17 protein-coding genes and 1 pseudogene are annotated in these 20,009 nt (G+C 41.2%); 10 read left to right on the top strand and 8 right to left on the bottom strand.

The window, feature by feature from the left end; all coding sequences use genetic code 11:
- Positions 1-36: 36 nt before the first annotated feature.
- The 3 genes from nrdA to ubiG all read right to left on the bottom strand — a co-directional run bounded on the left by nrdA (position 37) and on the right by ubiG (position 4,097).
- Positions 37-2,322 (bottom strand): class 1a ribonucleoside-diphosphate reductase subunit alpha, encoded by a 2,286-nt coding sequence (gene nrdA / locus CWC28_RS10740; protein ID WP_138625139.1) that lies wholly within the window; start codon positions 2,320-2,322, stop codon positions 37-39.
- 390 nt (positions 2,323-2,712) lie between these two features.
- Positions 2,713-3,387, bottom strand: a complete 675-nt coding sequence (locus tag CWC28_RS10735; protein WP_138625138.1) for an HAD family hydrolase — start codon at positions 3,385-3,387, stop codon at positions 2,713-2,715.
- Positions 3,387-4,097, bottom strand: coding sequence for a bifunctional 2-polyprenyl-6-hydroxyphenol methylase/3-demethylubiquinol 3-O-methyltransferase UbiG (gene ubiG / locus CWC28_RS10730; protein ID WP_105174078.1), 711 nt, complete (start codon positions 4,095-4,097; stop codon positions 3,387-3,389). The genes CWC28_RS10735 and ubiG overlap by 1 nt, the downstream gene beginning before the upstream one ends.
- 176 nt (positions 4,098-4,273) lie before the next feature.
- On the opposite strand from ubiG, the gene gyrA reads away from it, so the two are divergent.
- The 9 genes from gyrA (at position 4,274) to pyrF (ending at position 14,520) form a co-directional block, all read left to right on the top strand.
- On the top strand, positions 4,274-6,970 hold the full coding sequence (gyrA, locus tag CWC28_RS10725) for a DNA topoisomerase (ATP-hydrolyzing) subunit A (protein WP_063705490.1): 2,697 nt from the start codon (positions 4,274-4,276) through the stop codon (positions 6,968-6,970).
- 69 nt (positions 6,971-7,039) lie between these two features.
- Entirely contained in the window at positions 7,040-8,128 is a 1,089-nt protein-coding gene (gene serC, locus CWC28_RS10720) for a 3-phosphoserine/phosphohydroxythreonine transaminase (protein WP_063705487.1), read from the top strand.
- Positions 8,129-8,130: 2 nt separating this feature from the next.
- Complete coding sequence (aroA, locus tag CWC28_RS10715; protein ID WP_138625137.1) at positions 8,131-9,411, top strand: 3-phosphoshikimate 1-carboxyvinyltransferase; 1,281 nt, start codon at positions 8,131-8,133, stop codon at positions 9,409-9,411.
- A gap of 104 nt (positions 9,412-9,515) precedes the next feature.
- Positions 9,516-10,229: a (d)CMP kinase gene (cmk, locus tag CWC28_RS10710; RefSeq protein WP_063705481.1), complete on the top strand. Its 714-nt coding sequence runs from the start codon at positions 9,516-9,518 to the stop codon at positions 10,227-10,229.
- A gap of 92 nt (positions 10,230-10,321) precedes the next feature.
- Positions 10,322-11,989, top strand: coding sequence for a 30S ribosomal protein S1 (gene rpsA / locus CWC28_RS10705; protein WP_063705479.1), 1,668 nt, complete (start codon positions 10,322-10,324; stop codon positions 11,987-11,989).
- 65 nt (positions 11,990-12,054) lie between these two features.
- On the top strand, positions 12,055-12,342 hold the full coding sequence (gene ihfB, locus CWC28_RS10700) for an integration host factor subunit beta (RefSeq protein WP_036968575.1): 288 nt from the start codon (positions 12,055-12,057) through the stop codon (positions 12,340-12,342).
- A gap of 20 nt (positions 12,343-12,362) precedes the next feature.
- Positions 12,363-12,644, top strand: coding sequence for a lipopolysaccharide assembly protein LapA domain-containing protein (locus tag CWC28_RS10695; RefSeq protein ID WP_054551349.1), 282 nt, complete (start codon positions 12,363-12,365; stop codon positions 12,642-12,644).
- Positions 12,645-12,646: 2 nt separating this feature from the next.
- Positions 12,647-13,783 carry a lipopolysaccharide assembly protein LapB gene (lapB, locus tag CWC28_RS10690; protein ID WP_058585078.1) on the top strand — a complete coding sequence of 379 codons (1,137 nt, stop codon included), beginning with the start codon at positions 12,647-12,649 and terminating at the stop codon, positions 13,781-13,783.
- 32 nt (positions 13,784-13,815) lie between these two features.
- Positions 13,816-14,520, top strand: coding sequence for an orotidine-5'-phosphate decarboxylase (gene pyrF / locus CWC28_RS10685; protein WP_062564454.1), 705 nt, complete (start codon positions 13,816-13,818; stop codon positions 14,518-14,520).
- Positions 14,521-14,755: 235 nt separating this feature from the next.
- On the opposite strand, the gene CWC28_RS10680 is transcribed toward pyrF, so the two are convergent.
- The 5 genes from CWC28_RS10680 to CWC28_RS10655 all read right to left on the bottom strand — a co-directional run bounded on the left by CWC28_RS10680 (position 14,756) and on the right by CWC28_RS10655 (position 18,416).
- A complete protein-coding gene (locus tag CWC28_RS10680; RefSeq protein WP_138625136.1) occupies positions 14,756-15,709 on the bottom strand; it encodes a hypothetical protein in 954 nt (317 codons plus the stop codon).
- Between the two features lie 129 nt (positions 15,710-15,838).
- Positions 15,839-16,414: a hypothetical protein gene (locus CWC28_RS10675; protein WP_138625135.1), complete on the bottom strand. Its 576-nt coding sequence runs from the start codon at positions 16,412-16,414 to the stop codon at positions 15,839-15,841.
- 139 nt (positions 16,415-16,553) lie between these two features.
- Positions 16,554-16,838 carry a hypothetical protein gene (locus CWC28_RS10670; protein ID WP_138625134.1) on the bottom strand — a complete coding sequence of 95 codons (285 nt, stop codon included), beginning with the start codon at positions 16,836-16,838 and terminating at the stop codon, positions 16,554-16,556.
- 143 nt (positions 16,839-16,981) lie between these two features.
- Complete coding sequence (locus CWC28_RS10665; protein WP_138625133.1) at positions 16,982-17,563, bottom strand: hypothetical protein; 582 nt, start codon at positions 17,561-17,563, stop codon at positions 16,982-16,984.
- A gap of 505 nt (positions 17,564-18,068) precedes the next feature.
- Positions 18,069-18,416: a hypothetical protein gene (locus CWC28_RS10655; protein ID WP_138625131.1), complete on the bottom strand. Its 348-nt coding sequence runs from the start codon at positions 18,414-18,416 to the stop codon at positions 18,069-18,071.
- Positions 18,417-18,636: 220 nt separating this feature from the next.
- Between CWC28_RS10655 and CWC28_RS10650 the strand changes: the two are divergent.
- Positions 18,637-19,608, top strand: a pseudogene (locus CWC28_RS10650) (integron integrase).
- Positions 19,609-20,009 lie beyond the last annotated feature (401 nt).

Here is a 20,009-nt window from a genome sequence, read left to right as displayed (position 1 = left end):
GCTAATGAGCCCGCTTTTGTTATGTTATTAATTTAATTAGATTTTACAAGCGCCGCCTGCACAACCATCATCTTCCACCTCTGGTGTTAGCTCATCTTGAGCATCCGATGCACCGTCACGCGTGTTGTGATAGTACAGGGTTTTAACACCAAGTTTGTAAGCAGTCAGTAGGTCTTTTAATAGCACCTTCATAGGTACTTTACCGCCTTCGTACTTAGATGGATCATAGTTAGTGTTAGCAGAAATCGTTTGGTCAACGAACTTTTGCATAATACCAACAAGTTGTAGGTAACCATCGTTTGAAGGAATATCCCACAGTAGCTCGTAGTTATCTTTCAGATTTTCATAATCTGGCACTACTTGCTTTAAGATACCATCTTTACTTGCTTTAACGCTGATATGACCACGTGGTGGCTCAATACCATTTGTTGCGTTAGAGATTTGTGATGATGTCTCTGAAGGCATAAGGGCAGATAGCGTTGAGTTTCGCATACCGTGCTCTTGAATGCTTGCACGTAATGAATCCCAATCTAAGTGAAGTGGTTCATTACAGAACTGATCTAGGTCACGTTTGTAAGTATCTGTTGGCATAATGCCTTGAGAATACGTTGTCTCGTTAAATTTAGGACACGCACCGCGCTCTTTTGCTAACTCATTTGATGCTTTCATTAGATAATATTGAATTGCTTCAAATGTTTTGTGAGTTAGCGCGTTTGCGCTGCCATCTGAGTAACGCTTACCATTCTTCGCTAAGTAGTAAGCAAAGTTGATTACACCGATACCTAGCGTACGACGACCCATCGTTGCGTTTTTAGCTGCAGGAACTGGGTAGTCTTGGAAATCAAGTAAGTTATCAAGGGCACGAACAGCAAGTTCAGCAAGCTCTTCTAATTCATCTAATGACTCAATCGCACCTAAGTTAAACGCTGAAAGCGTACAAAGTGCAATTTCACCTTCTTCATCCATTACATTGCTTAGCGGCTTAGTCGGTAATGCAATCTCTAAACATAAGTTAGATTGACGAATTGGCGCCACAGTCGAGATGAACGGGCTGTGCGTATTACAGTGGTCAACGTTTTGTAAGTAGATACGACCTGTGCTCGCACGCTCTTGTGCAAACATTGAGAATAACTCAATCGCTTTAATACGCTTTTTACGAATAGACTCATCTTGTTCGTACTTAACATATAGCTCATCAAATTTGGCTTGATCTTCAAAGAACGCATCGTATAAACCCGGTACATCTGACGGGCTAAATAATGTGATGTAATCGTCTTTGATTAAACGGCTATACATTAATTTGTTGAACTGTACACCGTAGTCAAGGTGACGAACACGGTTGTCTTCAACACCACGGTTATTCTTAAGCACAAGTAAGTTTTCAACTTCTAAGTGCCATAGTGGGTAGAATAGGGTTGCTGCGCCGCCACGTACACCACCTTGAGAACAGCTTTTAACTGCTGTTTGGAAGTGTTTATAAAACGGGATACAGCCAGTGTGGTACGCTTCGCCGTTACGAATTGGGCTACCTAGCGCACGAATGCGACCGGCATTGATACCAATACCTGCACGTTGTGAAACATACTTAACAATCGCAGACGATGTTGCATTGATAGAATCTAGGCTATCACCACATTCAATTAATACACATGAACTGAACTGACGTGTTGGTGTACGCACACCTGCCATAATTGGTGTTGGTAATGAAATCTTGAATGTCGATACTGCATCGTAAAAACGCTTGATGTAATCAAGACGTGTCTCTTTTGGATAATCAGAGAATAAGCTTGCAGCCACTAAGATATATAAAAACTGTGCACTTTCGTAAATCTCGCCAGTAACACGGTTTTGAACTAAATACTTACCTTCAAGTTGCTTAACAGCAGCGTAGCTGAAGTTTAAGTCACGGTTGTGATCGATGTAAGCATCTAACTCATCAATTTCTTGCTCGGTATAATCAACTAATAGGTGTTGATCATAACGCTTGTCTTCAACTAATTTCGTGATGTGATCGTGTAAGCGTGGTGGCTCAAATTGGCCATATGCTTTTTTACGTAAATGGAATACAGCTAAGCGAGCAGCAAGGTACTGGTAATCAGGCGTATCTTTAGAGATCTGATCAGCTGCAGCTTTGATGATAGTTTCATGAATGTCGTCGGTGCGAATGCCGTCATAAAATTGAATATGAGATTTTAATTCAACTTGTGAGACAGACACATTATCAAGACCTTCTGCGGCCCAAGCGATCACGCGATGGATCTTATCGAGATCAAGTGACTCTTTACGGCCGTCACGTTTGCTTACAGATAGCTGTTGGTTCATAGTTTTGCCTGTATTCCTTGGGAAATTATAGTTGTAAAGACAAAGGTATTCTTTATGTAATTATTATTATTAAACACCAGAGAACTAATTGAATAACATTTAGCCACAATATCTGGTGTTGTTTAAATTGCAGATCACAAGATAGTGTGGTCTGCGCTGTTTTGCAAGGGATAGAATTGCCCCATTTTGTGGATAACTATTGGATAAACGCTTTGTGTTAGTAACCATTAACCTTTGAACATTCATAGACGACGAAATTTGTAGAAATCAACAAAAGATCCAGAAAATTTACCGTAATTAAAAATAAATTTTGACTGTTTTTTTTATCATCAAAGAATGTTCAAAAGTAAATCAGATCACAATATATGGTGTTTTAGATATTAAATAACACTATATATGGTTAAAGCCATCAATTGGTGAGTGCCAATTGAAATCCGCTTGCCAGCCAAGCGCAGCGTCGACACTGGGTATGTAACCCCATAACGCCGTGGCGCTGTACATATTTGCAGCCTTTGCTGCTTGAATATCACGCTCAGCATCACCGATATACAAACAACGGCTCGGATCAACCTCTAAGATCTCAGCGGTATGGAGAAGTGGATCCGGCGATGGTTTTGCCACTGATAATGTATCACCACTGACAACAGCCTGGGCATTACTTAATGACGGGATTGCTTGCACTAAAGGTTCAGTTAAAAAGCCGGGCTTATTGGTCATAATGCCCCACTTAATATTGTTTTGCTTAAGCGCAATTAAAAGCTGCTCGATGCCAGTGAAGCATTTGCTGTGTACAGCGATATCTTCGGCATAGTAATCCAGAAGCTGTTGGCGTAAAGCAAGTTGTTCAAGTTCAGGCCATTTATCACCAAAGCCGGCTTCTAATAATGCATTAGCGCCATTAGATGCAGCAGGGCGGTATATATGTTCAGCAACAGGGGCCACATTAGCATCTGCTAACACACGGTTTAATGCGCCACCTAAATCATCTGCGGTATCGAGTAGTGTGCCATCTAAATCAAAGATAAAGGCATCAAAATCGATAGAGGGTGTTTGCACACCACTCATTATGCTAGTTTCTCAAAGTGCAGGATGTAATTAACACTTACATCATCATTTAAGCTGTATTGCTTTGAAAATGGATTGTAGTTAAGGCCAGTACTGGCTCTTACTTTTAGACCCGCTTCTTCTGCCCACGCAATGAGTTGTGCTGGTTTGATAAACTTTTTGTGGTCATGGGTACCTTCAGGCACCATTTTTAATAGCTTTTCAGCACCTACGATGGCAAACAAATAAGCTTTTGGTGTTTTATTTAGTGTTGAGAAAAACACATCGGCGCCCGGTTTAGCAAGCTCAGCGACAGCGCGGATAATAGAAGCTGGATCTGGAACATGCTCAAGCATTTCCATACAGGTTACAACATCAAAGCGAGCAGGGTGCTCAGCAGCAAACTGTTCTGCAGGTACCTTTATATAGTCAACAGGCACGCCTGTTTCTAAACTATGTAATTTAGCAACGGTTAAAGGCTCTTGGCCCATATCGATGCCAGTTACTTTTGCGCCCATACGCGCCATACTTTCACTTAAAATGCCGCCACCACAGCCAACATCTAAGGTTTCCTTATCAAATAAGCCGCCCACTTTATCAGCGACAAAATCCAAACGCAGAGGATTTATTTCATGAAGGGGTTTGAACTCTCCGTCGCGGTCCCACCAACGTTCAGCGATGGCTTCAAACTTTGCAATTTCTGCATTATCTACATTTTGATGCTCGGTCATAAAAAACTTCCTCGTTAATCTGAGGCCATTATATAGGGGGAAATTAATAAATCGCAAAGATTTAGCGCCTGTAAATCTAAATAAATTGTGATAGCATGGTCTGGAAATAATAACTAAAGCTCTTAAGACGGCGGTTTGCCTCTTAATGAGTCAATACTGAAGGAATGTGAAATCAAATGACTGATCTCGCCAATGAAATTCTGCCAGTCAATATTGAAGATGAATTAAAAAATTCCTACCTAGATTATGCAATGAGTGTAATCGTAGGACGTGCATTGCCAGACGTACGTGACGGCTTAAAGCCAGTTCACCGCCGCGTTTTATTCGCAATGAACGAACTCAATAATGATTGGAATAAACCTTACAAGAAATCAGCACGTGTTGTTGGTGATGTAATCGGTAAATACCACCCACATGGCGACAGCGCGGTATATGACACCATCGTTCGTATGGCGCAGCCTTTCTCATTACGCTATATGCTTGTTGACGGCCAAGGTAACTTTGGTTCTGTTGACGGTGACTCTGCGGCAGCAATGCGTTATACGGAAGTCCGTATGGCGAAAATGTCACATGAATTATTAGCTGACTTAGAAAAAGAAACGGTTGATTACGTACCTAACTACGACGGTACTGAGCAAATTCCTGACGTATTACCTACAAAAGTACCTAACTTATTAGTAAACGGTTCTTCAGGTATCGCGGTTGGTATGGCAACGAACATTCCGCCTCATAACTTAACAGAAGTTATCAATGGCTGTTTAGCGCTTATTCAAAACCCTGATATGTCAATTGCTGATCTTATTGAATATATCCCAGGTCCGGATTTCCCGACTGCGGCGATTATCAATGGTAAAAAAGGCATTGAGCAAGCGTACCTAACAGGTCGTGGTAAGGTATATATCCGTGCTCGTGCTGAAATCGAAGTTGACGAAAAAACCGGTCGTGAAACAATCATCGTTCACGAAATCCCTTATCAAGTTAACAAAGCACGTCTTATCGAAAAGATCGCAGAGCTTGTTAAAGATAAGAAGATTGAAGGTATTAGCGCACTACGTGACGAATCAGATAAAGACGGTATGCGTATCGTTATCGAAATCAAACGTGGTGATGTTGGTGAAGTAATCTTAAACAACCTATATGCACAAACTCAGTTACAAACTGTGTTTGGTATGAACATGGTTGCACTTGATAATAACCAACCTAAGTGTTTCAACTTAAAAGAAATGCTTGAAGCGTTTATCATTCACCGCCGCGAAGTGGTAACACGTCGTACAGTATTTGATTTACGTAAAGCCCGTGACCGCGCTCATACGCTTGAAGGCTTAGCAATTGCCCTTGCGAATATCGACCCAATTATCGAACTTATTCGTAAGTCACCAACACCAGCAGAAGCAAAAGCTGCATTAACAGCACGTTCTTGGGAACTAGGTACTGTTAAAGCAATGCTTGAAAAAGCAGGTGAAGATAACGTAGCACGTCCTGATTGGTTAGCCGCTGATTTAGGTATCCGTGACGGTCAGTACTATTTATCTGAGCAACAAGCACAAGCTATTCTAGACCTACGTTTACACAAATTAACGGGTCTTGAGCACGAGAAGATCTTAGACGAGTACCAAACACTTCTAGATCTAATTGCTGAGCTTTTACACATTCTTTCAAGCCCAGAGCGTCTAATGGAAGTTATCCGCGACGAGCTAGTAGAAATCAAAGAGCAATATGGTGACGAACGTCGTACTGAAATCAGTGCAGCTGCTCACGATATTAGCCTTGAAGACCTAATCAATGAAGAAGACGTTGTTGTAACGCTTTCTCACGAAGGTTACGTTAAGTATCAACCATTAACTGACTACGAAGCACAGCGTCGTGGTGGTAAAGGTAAATCAGCAACGAAGATGAAAGATGAAGACTTCATCGAACGTCTATTAGTTGCCAATACTCACGATACAATTCTGTGCTTCTCAACGGCAGGTCGTTTATATTGGTTGAAAGTATATCAATTACCATTAGCAAGCCGTGCAGCGCGTGGTAAGCCAATTGTTAACTTATTACCACTTGAAGCTGATGAGCGTATCACTGCTATCTTACCAGTACGCGAGTACGAAGAAGATAAGTACATCTTCATGGCAACGGCATTTGGTACAGTTAAGAAAACACCACTGACTGCGTATAGCCGTCAACGTGCAAGCGGCATCATCGCGGTTAACCTAAATGAAGGCGATAGCCTAATTGGTGTTGATATCACTGATGGCACGAATGAAATCATGCTATTCACTGATGCTGGTAAAGTTGTTCGCTTTAAAGAAGCTGAAGAGTCAGAAGTTGTTGATGAAAACGGTAACCCAGTTCTAGATGAAAATGGTAACCCAGAAATCCGCTTCAAAGGTGTACGTCCAATGGGCCGTACAGCAACAGGTGTTCGTGGTATTAAGATGGCTGACGACCAACGCGTTGTCTCGTTAATCGTACCTAAGTCAGATGGCGCAATCTTAACTGTGACAGAAAACGGTTATGGTAAGCGTACTGCACTTGAAGATTACCCATCGAAGAGCCGTGCAACACAAGGTGTTGTATCAATCAAAGTAAGCGAGCGTAATGGCGCTGTGGTTGGTGCAGTACAAGTTGACGAAAACGACGAAATCATGATCATCTCTAATCGCGGTACACTTGTACGTACGCGTGTAAACGAGGTTTCTACGGTTGGTCGTAATACTCAGGGCGTTATTTTGATACGAACTATTGACGAAGAGCAAGTAGTTGGTTTACAACGTATCGAAGAAATCGAAGTTGATGAGCTAGAAGCCATCGAAGGCGAGGCCGTTGAAGTAGTCGATACAAATACTGAAGAAACGGGTGATAACCCACCTTCAGAATAACATTGATTTAAAAAGCGGCTTCGGCCGCTTTTTTTATCCGCACTATAATTACTGGAATGAGGCAAAGTAATGACTAAATATAATTTTTGTGCAGGACCGGCAATGTTACCGCCGGCAGTTATGCAAAAAGCACAAAAAGAGTTTATTGATTGGCAAGGTTTAGGTGTTTCTGTGATGGAAATCAGCCATCGCAGCAGTGACTTTTTAGCACTGACCGCTAAATGTGAAGCAAGCTTACGCCGCTTAATGAATATTAGCGATGAGTTTGAAGTGTTATTTATGCACGGTGGTGGCCGTGGTCAATTTAGTGCGGTTCCTTTGAACCTTCATCTTGATGGTAAGCCTGCTGTGTACTGTGAAAACGGTGTATGGTCTAAAGGTGCCACTGAAGAAGCTGCAAAATTCACGACTGTTCAAAGCATTAATGTACGTGATGATGAACAGCAAAATGGCCAGTTTTCTATTAAACCAGCGAGCAGCTGGGAATTACCTGCGGATGCGTCATACATTCACTATTGCCCGAATGAAACCGTCGACGGCATAGAAATTTTTGAAGTACCTTCACACCCATCTGCACCGATTGTCGCTGATATGTCATCGACTATTTTATCGCGCGAGTTTGACGTAAATCAGTTCGACCTAATTTACGCGGGTGCACAAAAGAATATCGGCCCGTCTGGTTTATCGATTGTTATTGTTCGTAAAACGCTCCTTGAGCGCGAAGGTCTTGCAAAGCCGGGCATACTTGATTATGCCTTAGAAGCAAAACAAGGCAGCATGTATAACACACCACCGACATTTGCGTGGTACTTAGCTGCTGAAGTGTTCGAATGGCTTGAAGCAAACGGTGGCGTTAAAGCGATGGAAGAGCAAAACATCGCAAAAGCAGAACTACTTTATAACTTTATTGATAGTTCAGCGTTTTATAGCAATAAAGTTGCTAAACATTGCCGTTCGCGTATGAACGTGCCGTTTTGGCTAAATGATGAATCACTGAATGATAAATTCATCAGTGAATCAAAAGAAGCTGGCCTATTAGCCCTTGAAGGCCACCGCATTGTGGGTGGCATGCGCGCGAGTATCTACAATGCGATGCCGCTTGAAGGTGTTCAAGCGTTGGTTGATTTTATGGATAAATTCGCCAAGGAGAACAGCTAATTATGGAACAGCTTCGTCTTGAACCTATCTCTAAAGTAAATGGCAGTGTGACACTGCCTGGCTCAAAAAGCTTATCAAACCGTATCTTGTTACTAGCGGCACTGGCAGAGGGCACAACGGTTGTTGAAAACCTACTAGACAGTGATGATATTCGCCACATGCTAGGTGCGTTAAAACTGCTAGGTGTGAATGTTACCCTAAATGAAGACAAAACAGTGGCAACTGTAGAAGGTGTTGCTGGTCAATTCAAAACGCCAAGTGAGCCACTGTTCTTAGGTAATGCTGGTACGGCTTATCGTCCTCTTACAGCGGTGTTAGCGGCGGTAGAAGGCGAATACCAGCTAGTGGGTGAGCCACGTATGGAAGAGCGCCCAATCGGCCATTTGGTTGATGCTCTGCAAGCACTTGGCGGTGATGTTGAATACCTTAAACATAAAGACTATCCACCACTGGCCATTAAAGGCGGCAAAATCAATGGTGGACAAGTTGAAATTGATGGCAGTATTTCAAGTCAGTTCTTAACTGCACTATTAATGGCAGCGCCATTATTTAATGGTGACACAGAAATTACCATTAAAGGCACGCTGGTATCAAAGCCTTACATTGATATTACCCTTGATGTAATGAAGCGTTTTGGTGTGACTGTAAGCCATGATAACTACCAAACATTTTACGTTAAAGGCTGTCAGCAGTACCAAGCACTTGAGCGTATTATGGTTGAAGGCGATGCTTCAAGTGCCTCTTATTTTGTTGCGGCGGCTGCAATAGCGGGCGGCGAAATAGAAATTAATGGGGTAGGTGCGGCATCTGTTCAAGGTGACATTGGTTTTGCCAAAGTGATGGAGCAAGTGGGCGCTAAAATTGATTGGTACGATGAAAAGCTGGTGGTTCGTAAAGGCGAGCTGAACGCAGTGGATATTGATGCTAATGCAATTCCTGATGCGGCAATGACGCTGGCCACTGTTGCGTTATTCGCAAAAGGTAAAACAGCAATTCGTAATATTTATAACTGGCGCGTAAAAGAAACAGATCGCTTGTATGCCATGGCGACTGAGCTTCGTAAAGTCGGCGCAGAGGTTGTTGAAGGGGAAGATTTCATCGAAATTACACCACCTGAGACATTCAACGATGTCGCAATTGACACCTATAACGATCACCGCATTGCCATGTGTTTTGCAATGGTTGCCGTTGGCGGAAAGCCAATAACCATTAACGATCCTAAGTGTACATACAAAACTTTTCCAACGTTTTTCAAAGTACTAGAGTCTGTCTCAAGTCAATAAAACAGAAGAAAATATAAAAAGTTACATTCTAAATGCGGATCTATTTCAAGAACTGGCGTATAATGTCGCGGTTTTATTTTGGTGTGCATTGCAGGAGGTTATAAATGCAGGCGTTATCAATGCCCGTAATCACCATCGATGGCCCAAGTGGTTCAGGTAAAGGAACTGTTTGTCGCTTGTTAGCCGAGAAATTAGGTTGGGATGTATTAGACAGCGGTGCGATTTATCGTGTGCTGTCACTTGCAGCGCTTCATCATCAAATTGAATTAGATAATGAAGATGCGCTAGTGCCGCTAGCTGCAAACTTAGATGTACAGTTTTTGGTCGATAGCCAAACGCACACATCTAAAATTGTCTTGGAAGGCGAAGACGTCACAACCACAATTCGTAATGAAGAAGTCGGTGCTGCGGCATCTAAAATTGCTGCATTACCACGGGTGAGAGAAGCATTATTACGTCGTCAACGTGCGTTTCGTACTGAGAGCGGCCTAATTGCCGATGGTCGTGATATGGGCACGGTTGTGTTCCCAGATGCACCATTAAAGATTTATTTAACCGCAACGGCTGAAGAGCGTGCTCGTCGTCGCTTTGCTGAGTTGAACGAACGCGGTCTTGATGTTACACTAAGTGGTCTACTAGAGGACATAAAAGCTCGCGATCACCGTGATATGACACGTGAAGTTGCGCCGCTTGTTCCTGCAGAAGACGCCATTGAAATCGATACTAGCGAGTTCAATGCATTGCAAGTGTTTGATAAAGTTGTAACTTTAATCGACGAAGCCGTACTTGCAGGTAAGCTTCCAAAAGCTAAAAAGTAATTTATTAAGGTGCCGGCAGGAAGCCAGTGCTATTTTAACAACCCCATGCAGCATGGTTGCTAATTGGTTATTTAATTATTTAGAGACGTATAATGTCAGAAAATTTTGCGCAGTTATTTGAAGAAAGCCTAAAGGGTTTTGAAGCAGAGCAAGGCTCTATCGTTAAAGGTACAGTTATCTCAATCGAGAACAACATCGTACTTGTTGATGCTGGTCTTAAATCTGAGAGTGCAATCCCTGCTGAGCAATTCAAAAATGCTGCTGGTGAACTAGAAGTTGCTGTTGGCGACGAAGTAGATGTAGCTTTAGACGCAATCGAAGACGGTTTCGGTGAAACTATCCTTTCTCGTGAGAAAGCGAAGCGTCACGAAGCGTGGATCCGCTTAGAAAAAGCATGTGAAGAGCAAGAGACTGTTACTGGTGTTATCAACGGTAAAGTTAAAGGCGGTTTCACTGTTGAAGTTGATTCAATCCGTGCATTCTTACCTGGTTCACTTGTTGATGTTCGTCCAGTACGTGACACAACTCACCTTGAAGGTAAAGAGCTTGAGTTCAAAGTAATCAAGCTTGACCAAAAACGTAACAACGTTGTTGTTTCTCGCCGTGCAGTTATCGAATCAGAAAACTCACAAGAGCGTGAAGAGCTTCTTGCTAACCTTGTTGAAGGTCAAGAAGTTAAAGGTATCGTTAAGAACCTTACTGACTACGGTGCGTTCGTTGACCTTGGTGGTGTTGACGGTCTACTACACATCACAGACATGGCGTGGAAGCGTGTTAAGCACCCTTCAGAAATCGTTAATGTTGGCGACGAAATCGCAGTTAAAGTTCTTAAATTCGACAAAGATAAAACTCGTGTATCTCTAGGTCTTAAACAACTTGGCGAAGATCCATGGGCAGCTATCGCTGGTCGTTACCCAGAAGGTTCTAAGCTTTCTGGTCGTGTAACTAACCTTACTGACTACGGTTGTTTCGTTGAAATCGAAGAAGGCGTAGAAGGTCTAGTACACGTTTCTGAAATGGATTGGACTAACAAGAACATCCACCCTTCAAAAGTTGTTTCACTAGGTGACACTGTTGAAGTTATGGTTCTTGAAATCGACGAAGAGCGTCGTCGTATTTCTCTTGGTCTTAAGCAATGTATTGCTAACCCATGGCAAGAATTTGCTCGTCTACAAAACAAAGGCGACCAAGTTACTGGTAAGATCAAATCAATCACTGACTTCGGTATCTTCATCGGTCTTGAAGGCGGTATTGACGGTCTTGTTCACCTTTCAGACATTTCTTGGAACACGCCAGGCGAAGAAGCTGTACGTGAATTCAAGAAAGGCGACGAAATCACTGCTATCGTATTACAAGTTGACCCAGAGCGTGAGCGTATCTCTCTAGGCGTTAAACAAATCGAAGCTGACCCATTCAATAACTACCTGGACGCAAACAAAAAAGGTGCTATTGTTAAAGGTAAAGTGACTGAAGTTGATGCGAAAGGCGCAACTGTTGAGCTAATCGAAGGCGTTGAAGGTTACATCCGTGTAGCTGATATCGCTCAAGAGCGCGTTGAAGATGCTACTACTGTAGTTTCTGTAGGCGACGAAATCGAAGCGAAATACGTTGGTGTTGATCGTAAGAACCGCACTTTAAGCTTATCTGTTAAAGCTCTTTTCGAAGCAGAAGAGAAAGAAGTACTAGAGAAGCTTAAGAAAGAAGAGCCAGCGTTCGAAAACGCTATGGCTGCAGCATTCAAAAATGCTCAAAAAGACTAATATCTAGTCTTTTAAAATTGGAAGGGCAGTTTTGCCCTTCCTTTACCACTCTTTAAGGAAACGCTATGACTAAGTCAGAATTGATAGAACAACTTGCCGAGCAACACGCACACATCCCTGTGAAAGATGTTGAAAATGCCGTTAAAGAAATTCTTGAACAAATGGCCGGCTCATTATCTAGCTCAGATCGCATCGAGATCCGTGGCTTTGGAAGTTTCTCATTGCATTATCGTTCTCCTCGCACAGGTCGTAATCCAAAGACTGGCGAAACAGTTGAGTTAGACGGTAAGCACGTACCACATTTTAAACCAGGTAAAGAATTACGTGACCGCGTAAATGCGAGTATTGCCTAGTTTTATACAGGAGTAGTTACTTGTTTAGGGTATTAAAAATCGTATTAATTGCGCTGTGTTTATTTATTGCGTTTGTACTTGGTTCACAGAATCCACAATTGGTGCAAATCAATTATTTAATCGCGAGTAATACTTTGCCCCTAGCTGTTGTAATAAGTATCTGCTTTATTTTAGGTGTCGCAATTGGTTGTTTTATAAGCTTTACACTGTTTTCTCAGTTAAAGTGGCAAAATTATCGTTTAAAAAAGAAATTAGCGCCTGAAAAAAACAATAAAAAGCTTGTTGCTAATAAAGACACCTAATCATGATTGAGCTTCTGTTTTTACTTTTACCCGTTGCAGCCGGTTACGGTTGGATAATGGGTAAAAACAGCGCTAAAAACCAAGCTCATCAGCTTAATCGCCAAATTACCTCTGAATATTCTAAAGGCCTTAAATTTCTCTTAGACAGAGAAGAAGACCAAGGCTTAGAGCACCTTATTAATCTACTCGAAGTTGCCGCTGATTCTGTTGAACACTATTCTACGCTTGCAACTATGTTCCGCCGCCGTGGCGAACTTGACCGCGCGATTAAAATTCATGAGCTGCTATTAAAACATCCAAGTCTTGATGAGCAACAAGCTGCAACCAGCCGCTTAGAACTTGCTGAAGATTACATTATGGCAGGCTTGTTAGATGGTGCAGAAGAGCATTTAGTATGGCTTGTTAAGGCAGGCTATAAAGAAGCGTTAGAGCCAATTATTAATCTTTATTCACAAACCCGTGAATGGGAAAAGGGCATTAACATGTACGAGGCCCACAGTGAGTTGTTCACTAAACCTCAGCATGTAAAAGCGATTGCCAATTTTTACTGTGAAGCAGCCTTACAAGATAACGATACGCAAATTATGCGTAAAGCCATTAGCTTAAACCACAAAGCCATTCGCCCACTGTATGAGCTTGGCCACAGCGCTTTTACTAAAGAAGATTATGTAAAAGCAATTTACTATTGGCGCGAGCTTATTAGCCAATTCACGTTTTTTGCGCCGGTATTTATTGAAGAATTAGCACTGAGCTATCAAAAGCTTAATTTAACGCATCAGTTTTACGAATTACTCAATGAACTGCTCGATAAAGGTGGCGTATTAATAAAAATAAAACACTGCCAAGCTTTACTTGAGCAAGGCCATATAGAGCAAGCAATCAAATTTTTAACGGATAGTTTAAAGCGTCATCCAACTATTCGTGGCTTTAGCTTTTTATTACAGCTACTTGCCAAACAAAACAACGATATTAAAGATGTACTCGATCAAATTGATAAGCTAGTTACGTCTTATATCGCAACCAAACCTGATTTTCAGTGCCAACACTGTGGCTTTACCAGTCATACCATTTATTGGGTATGTCCATCTTGTAAGCACTGGGAAACAATTGTTCCAAGCCGTGGCATAGACGGTTTTTAATTCATATTAGTCCATTAGTTTTTAGGAAAGTTATGTCTGTCGAAGATTCAAAAAAAGTATTAATTGCCCTTGATTATGATGATCAACAAACAGCTCTAGCGTTTGTAAAGCAATTATCGCCTGATACGTGTCGCCTTAAAGTAGGCAAAGAAATGTTCACGTATTTTGGTCCTAGCTTTGTTAAGGAACTAATCGACTTAGGTTTTGATGTATTCTTAGACCTAAAATTTCACGATATTCCAAACACAGTGGCTAAAGCTGTAACAGCAGCTGCAAAAATGGGTGTGTGGATGGTTAACGTACATGCCTCTGGCGGCGTTGAAATGATGACTAAAGCAAAACAAGCTTTAGAGCAGTTTGGTGATGATGCTCCATTACTGATTGCAGTAACTGTACTAACCAGTATGGATGCCGCAGAGCTAACTCGTTTAGGTGTAGATAAAACGCCAGAAGAGCAAGTAATTTACTTAGCAAAGCTTGCCAAAGAATCAGGCCTTGATGGGGTAGTGTGCTCAGCACAAGAAGCGAAAAAGCTAAAAGCAGAACTAGGCGCAGACTTCAAACTGGTTACTCCAGGTATTCGCCCAGCAGGCAGCGATGCCGGCGACCAAAAGCGCATCATGACACCAAAACAAGCCGTTGAAGATGGCAGCGACTATTTAGTTGTAGGCCGCCCAATCACTCAATCGGCAGACCCAGTTGCGACACTAAAAGAAATTAACGACTCACTAAAATAACCTCGTTATTTAAAATAGTCTCTATCGAGCATTGTAGGCACGGTTTATATCGCGCTATATACAATGCTCTTTTTGTTTGTGGCAATTTCCCTAGGTTATCTGCATTTGAGAATTAGCTAATCAAACTCGTTTTTGGACAAAAATGAGTTAGAGTATTTAATCAGTAACGCCCGCATTTGCGGCTGGTTTGGAGCGCAGCGGAAAACCAGTCCGCCAACTTGCGCTTGTTATACGTTCACTTTGAATTCTTTTCCGTGGCTATTTTTACGGCCTTTTCAAGGCTATCAGTTATTGTATCGGCAAGGTTGCCGCTATTAGACTCCATATCTTTTCTTGAAAATGCGCTGCTTCCACTGATATTCCAGTTTTCAAAGGCTTCTTTTAGTTGTTCCCACTCTGCATCTGCTCCATATGCATCTAGGTAAAATTCTCCAAATTTAATGGCATGCAACCTTTCGCCACTTTTCAGAGATTCATGCATAAACGAGTTGCTAAGGATAAATGCATATCTTGAAAGCGCCCCAAAAAGGCTTACAACAATAAGACCACGGAAAAGAGAATACAGGTAGTACGAAAGGCTACTGTTTGATGCCTGATGAAATAAATCTGCACTTGTTACCATTGTATAAATTGCAAAGCCAATCGCGAAAACAATGGAGAAAGCCCCTAATATCGCCCAATTTCTAGAAACATCATGGAATTTTGATTCCTTTTTACTAAGTAGCTGAAGTGCTGAATCTACGAATTTTTGTGATTTTGATTCGATAGATTTTCGGCTTTCCTCACGATACCGCTCTTTTTCGCGCTCGGCCTCAATAAGAAGATTTTTAAGCTCTGTTTCTTTCTGAAGAAGCTCTTTCTGCAGCGATTCTCGCATTTCTTCTGTTTCTTCGAATCGCCTAGCGAATTGGCGCTCCATATCCTTTTGCCGGGCATACAACTCTCTCTCCCGATTTTCAATAAGCTGATCCCTTTCGCTGAGTTCTTTTCTAAAATATTTCTCTCTTTCAATCTGCTCTTCTTTCAGGCGATTTTTATATTCCTCTAGCTCATGCTCTCTTGCCCTCAACATCTCCCTATAGTTTGAAAGCTCAGTCTCCCGTTCTTGGAGTTCAGAGTATATTGCCCTTTCTTTCATCATGCGATCACGTTTCTCTTTTTCGACGTATTCCATCATTTCTTCATTCATTTTAATTCTACCTGATGATCCATAGCCGCAAGGACGTATAACGCCTTACTAATGGGCGCATAAATGCTTGACTAAAATTAGCGACGAAGGAGCACAAGCCAAGCGTTTTGCGTCCTTTTGAGTAACATGTTATAAGTAGCCTAACTGAACCATTCCTGTCTTTTTTAGGAAAGCTGAGCCTAAAATAAATGGTCTGTGATACCCTGTTTTAGCATCTTCTGGCTGCTTTGGATCGATTAACATTATGCATTTATGGGCTGGGTGCTCTCCGCGTTTAAATAATAAATCTGCATGAGCCTCAGCTGTGCAATCCAAAATAGTACCGTCAGAAAGAGTTAACCAAACATGGGCTTTAATTGGTTCGTGAATATTGGTACTTTCTAGCTCTTTATTAATACTTTCATCTGACATTTCACAATAGATGTAATCATCCCAATACCGATCACCTATTGTGATATAGCTATCTATATTTAAGTCGGATTTTAGGTGGCTTTGAAGCATTAAGTGTACGGGAGTACATTTACTAGCTAGGTCTGAAGATGTAACGTAACCATAATGATTCAAAGCTTCTGCACACAACTGAAAAATGTTCTGTTTAACATCAATAGGCAAATCAGCTGTTAGTGGAAGTGGAGAGAAATCTAATTTTAGACCAAGTTTTTCAGTTCTATCGAGTGCTTCTACTAATCTTTTTCTATAATTCAATTTGAAAATCCTTTTATCGAACCTAGCTCTAAATTTTGAGCTACTTATAACGCCCCAATAATAAGTGAACCAAATGCTGGCGGGCGATTTGCTCAGCAAATGGCATGACATGCCTTGGTGAATCTGATTAATTGGCTTGTTATGTTTTCCTGTTGCTCTCTATCTTTTTGTATTTAATAAAACAAACTAAAAACGCAACAATACAACCAATTTTGAAAACCAATAAGCTAAATGGGCGCCACCATGCACCTGTTTGCGCCTCAATAATGTCGGATACACCGAAAGCTACAAATGCAATTGATGCTATAAGGCTCGTTCTAAAATTAGCATCTGATTTACCTAGCTTAAAAGCATGCACCAATAGGCATAAGGCGATAATAAACCAGAACAAAGATTCCGCATAATTAAACTCTGCAATGTCCATATAACCTCATTTAGCTATTCGTAAATTTAGATGCCAAGAATTGAAGAAAACATAACACCTCAATAATGGGCGTAAAAATGCTTGGCTACAATTAGCGAAGAATGAGCGCAAGCCAAGCGTTTTGCGTCCTTTTGAGTAACTTGTTATGTCTCGTTTTCTATCGACTCTACTTTAGTATTCAATATTTTTCGCATCATTATCAACGAAAATTTAACACCGTCCTTTTCTGAAAGAATATCATTTAAGTAGATCTTATTGTCTGCATATAGTTTTGGAAAATTTATGCTCATATATGTCATTTGCTTTTTCTCGGCCTCCCAAAACCTATACTTTATTTCCTGATGCCCTGCGTATTTCTTCAGGAAGCGGTCAATGGTTAAACCTTCTTTATGCCAATTGACTAAGTCTTTAGTTAACCAAACGTCATTCCAACTCTCGAACAGAGGAAAGTGAGCAAATATATTTCTAACAAATTTAAACAATGGCCCACCAATTTCAGACTCCATAGGTGGTCTTTGTTTTTTGATCTCTTCTAAAACATATTTAAAAGGCTCGTACGCTAGCAATTCTGCGTAAACAGAAAACAAACTATTTACTATACTAAATCGATACCAATCGTCTTTATCCCAAAACGAGTCTTTAATAATTTCGTCTGAGAGGTCGTAAAACCTGTTGTAAGCAAGACTTAAAAAAGCTTCTTCTTGTGGTGTTGGTCGCAAATCCATGCAAGAGAACTCCGAGAGACATAACGCCCGCGTCACAGGCCGTGGAACTGGCGGTGCTTTTGCGCAAGCAAAAGCGGTGACAGTTGCTGAAGGTCATGTGGACGCGCTTGTTAGGTGTATTACCATTTTCGTTCAAAATTAGAGCGAACTGTCGTGGAAATGTACGAATTAAGACCGTGACCTTGTATTGCTAATGCCTTCATTCTTTCTACGACAGCAGCTCCCGGTCTACGGCTAGTATATAGATAGTTACGCCATCTACCCGACATAAACCTTACTGTAATTGAGTCACCATCGATTTCATACGCTTCGACATTAGAGTTTCCATTGATGTTTCTATATGGCGTCATTTCAAATTCCCTCTCACATTTTGATTATTGGACTCAGACCTATTCGGCACCTAACGCTTTGCTAAAGGGCAATTTACTGTTGGCTATACTTGCGCGAAGCGCAAAGCCAACTGTTAATTGTCCCAGTGAGTTTACGAACGAACTTGAGCAACTTGTTATAAGCCATTAGTTGCCACTCTTTGCCCGCAATGAATACAAACAATTGAACCCGAAAACCAGCGCCAGACTACTTTATCCCAGCTACCACTTGATGCTGGATGTGGCTTTTGAAAACCTTGAACAGTTAAGCATTTATTGCAATGTGGGCATCGGTTAAAAAATGCCAAAACAATATGAATTAAAACTGCGCAAAGAAATGCGCTGAACAAATAAACCAAATGGCTGGCACTTGCTTCAGGTTCAGAAAACATTTTCCCATAAGCCAATGATACAAAGAAAACTAGCAAAAGTGCCCAAGCCAAAAATACGCTTAACACATCAAGTTTTCCAATTATCGATTTCATCACCGAACTTCCTTTGGCTTATAACATGTTTATAGCGAGCTAATCCCTCGTTTTTCTTATTAGATTATTTTTAACAAACTTGTTAACTAATTACCAGTGTTATTAAAATTTAGGAGTTCTCGCTTTTACCTCAGGATAAAAACGAGCGATTGGGTCGTTTTCTTGACTATACGAGCGACTGAGCTAAAACTGTATATATATACAGCCTCATTTCAAAGGAATGAAAACTCGCTCTCCTTATTTAAACTACATTGCAGACTATATGCTCACTCGTCAGTATTCATTAAGAACAATTAATGCTTATTTAGGTTGGATCGCAAAATTTATTCACTTTCACAACAAACGTCACCCAAGCTCAATGGGAGATGCAGAAGTCAAAGCGTTTTTAGACCATATTGTATTAAAACGTAATATGTCACCTAGAACACAAAGTGCAGCTTTAAATGCGCTGGCTTTTTTATATAAACATATTGTCAAAAATGAGCTTTCTTTAAACTTGAATTTTGCACGAAGTAATCGACAACCCAAGCTGCCTGTAGTGATGACGCCTGATGAAGTAAAGCAATTGATGAGTCATCTTTCCAAGCGATATTACTTAATCACGGGGTTAATGTATGGAAGTGGTTTGCGTGTGATGGAAGCGGTGCAATAGCGAGTAAAGGACATTGATTTTGATTACAAATGCATTCAAATTTGGAATGGAAAAGGCAACAAGCATCGTATAGTTACTCTTGCAACGGAGTTGATCCCATTACTTAGAAATCAAATTTTGCAAGTTGAAGAATATTTAAGATTAGATTTACAAAACGAGCGATACGCAGGTGTGTGGATGCCCAACGCTTTAACTCGTAAATATCCCTCAGCTAATAAATCACTAGCGTGGCAATACTTATTTCCTTCCTACAAATTAAGTGATGACCCAGAAACTGGCGAGATACGTCGCCACCATTTCCACCCTACATGTGTTAGAAAAGCGATTAAAAAAGCATTAAAGCAAACCAATATTACAAAGGTTATTACGCCTCATACCTTGCGCCATTCATTTGCAACGCAGCTATTGCAAAGTGGCGCCGATATTCGCACCGTTCAAGCACAATTGGGCCATTCTGATGTCAAAACCACACAGATTTACACCCATGTTTTACAACAAGGAGCAAACGGTGTTGTAAGCCCATTAAGCAAAATTTTCTAGCTATAATTAAAGATGCGTTAACTTATCATTCAATGTGTAGGGCTTGGACCGTTTCTTGATTGCTCAAAGCAGCAGTTAGAGCATTTAACCTAACTTATTTTGGGGCAAGAATGAGTTAAACCAAGAAGCAGGTTATGGAACAATACCGACTTTCACTTTTAAATGAATAATACTCAAAATAACGTTAGAAAACTTATAGCACCCGTACGTTAAAGCTATAAACCAATAAAAATAAAAAAAGAGTAAAGCGTTCACTTTACTCTTTCAGATAATTCAATATCTTGTTGACTCGCAACTCGCAACTCCCCACGCCACAGCAGAACTCCGCACACCCCTCGCACCGCCGGATGCCGTCGTCCGGTGGCAAAAAGAAAGTGGAGGGGGGGGGGGGGGGGGGGGGG

Source organism: Pseudoalteromonas sp. S4492 (assembly GCF_005886115.1).
In the GTDB taxonomy this organism is placed as follows: Bacteria; Pseudomonadota; Gammaproteobacteria; order Enterobacterales; family Alteromonadaceae; genus Pseudoalteromonas; species Pseudoalteromonas gelatinilytica.
This window is presented reverse-complemented; position numbering and strand designations above follow the sequence as displayed.

Excerpts from the sequence above, each read along its gene's own strand:
- nrdA (WP_138625139.1), bottom strand. The coding sequence starts at position 2,322 with ATGAACCAACAGCTATCTGTAAGCAAACGTGACGGCCGTAAAGAGTCA.
- CWC28_RS10735 (WP_138625138.1), bottom strand. The coding sequence starts at position 3,387 with ATGAGTGGTGTGCAAACACCCTCTATCGATTTTGATGCCTTTATCTTT.
- ubiG (WP_105174078.1), bottom strand. The coding sequence starts at position 4,097 with ATGACCGAGCATCAAAATGTAGATAATGCAGAAATTGCAAAGTTTGAA.
- gyrA (WP_063705490.1), top strand. The coding sequence starts at position 4,274 with ATGACTGATCTCGCCAATGAAATTCTGCCAGTCAATATTGAAGATGAA.
- serC (WP_063705487.1), top strand. The coding sequence starts at position 7,040 with ATGACTAAATATAATTTTTGTGCAGGACCGGCAATGTTACCGCCGGCA.
- aroA (WP_138625137.1), top strand. The coding sequence starts at position 8,131 with ATGGAACAGCTTCGTCTTGAACCTATCTCTAAAGTAAATGGCAGTGTG.
- cmk (WP_063705481.1), top strand. The coding sequence starts at position 9,516 with ATGCAGGCGTTATCAATGCCCGTAATCACCATCGATGGCCCAAGTGGT.
- rpsA (WP_063705479.1), top strand. The coding sequence starts at position 10,322 with ATGTCAGAAAATTTTGCGCAGTTATTTGAAGAAAGCCTAAAGGGTTTT.
- ihfB (WP_036968575.1), top strand. The coding sequence starts at position 12,055 with ATGACTAAGTCAGAATTGATAGAACAACTTGCCGAGCAACACGCACAC.
- lapB (WP_058585078.1), top strand. The coding sequence starts at position 12,647 with ATGATTGAGCTTCTGTTTTTACTTTTACCCGTTGCAGCCGGTTACGGT.
- pyrF (WP_062564454.1), top strand. The coding sequence starts at position 13,816 with ATGTCTGTCGAAGATTCAAAAAAAGTATTAATTGCCCTTGATTATGAT.
- CWC28_RS10680 (WP_138625136.1), bottom strand. The coding sequence starts at position 15,709 with ATGAATGAAGAAATGATGGAATACGTCGAAAAAGAGAAACGTGATCGC.
- CWC28_RS10670 (WP_138625134.1), bottom strand. The coding sequence starts at position 16,838 with ATGGACATTGCAGAGTTTAATTATGCGGAATCTTTGTTCTGGTTTATT.
- CWC28_RS10665 (WP_138625133.1), bottom strand. The coding sequence starts at position 17,563 with ATGGATTTGCGACCAACACCACAAGAAGAAGCTTTTTTAAGTCTTGCT.
- CWC28_RS10655 (WP_138625131.1), bottom strand. The coding sequence starts at position 18,416 with ATGAAATCGATAATTGGAAAACTTGATGTGTTAAGCGTATTTTTGGCT.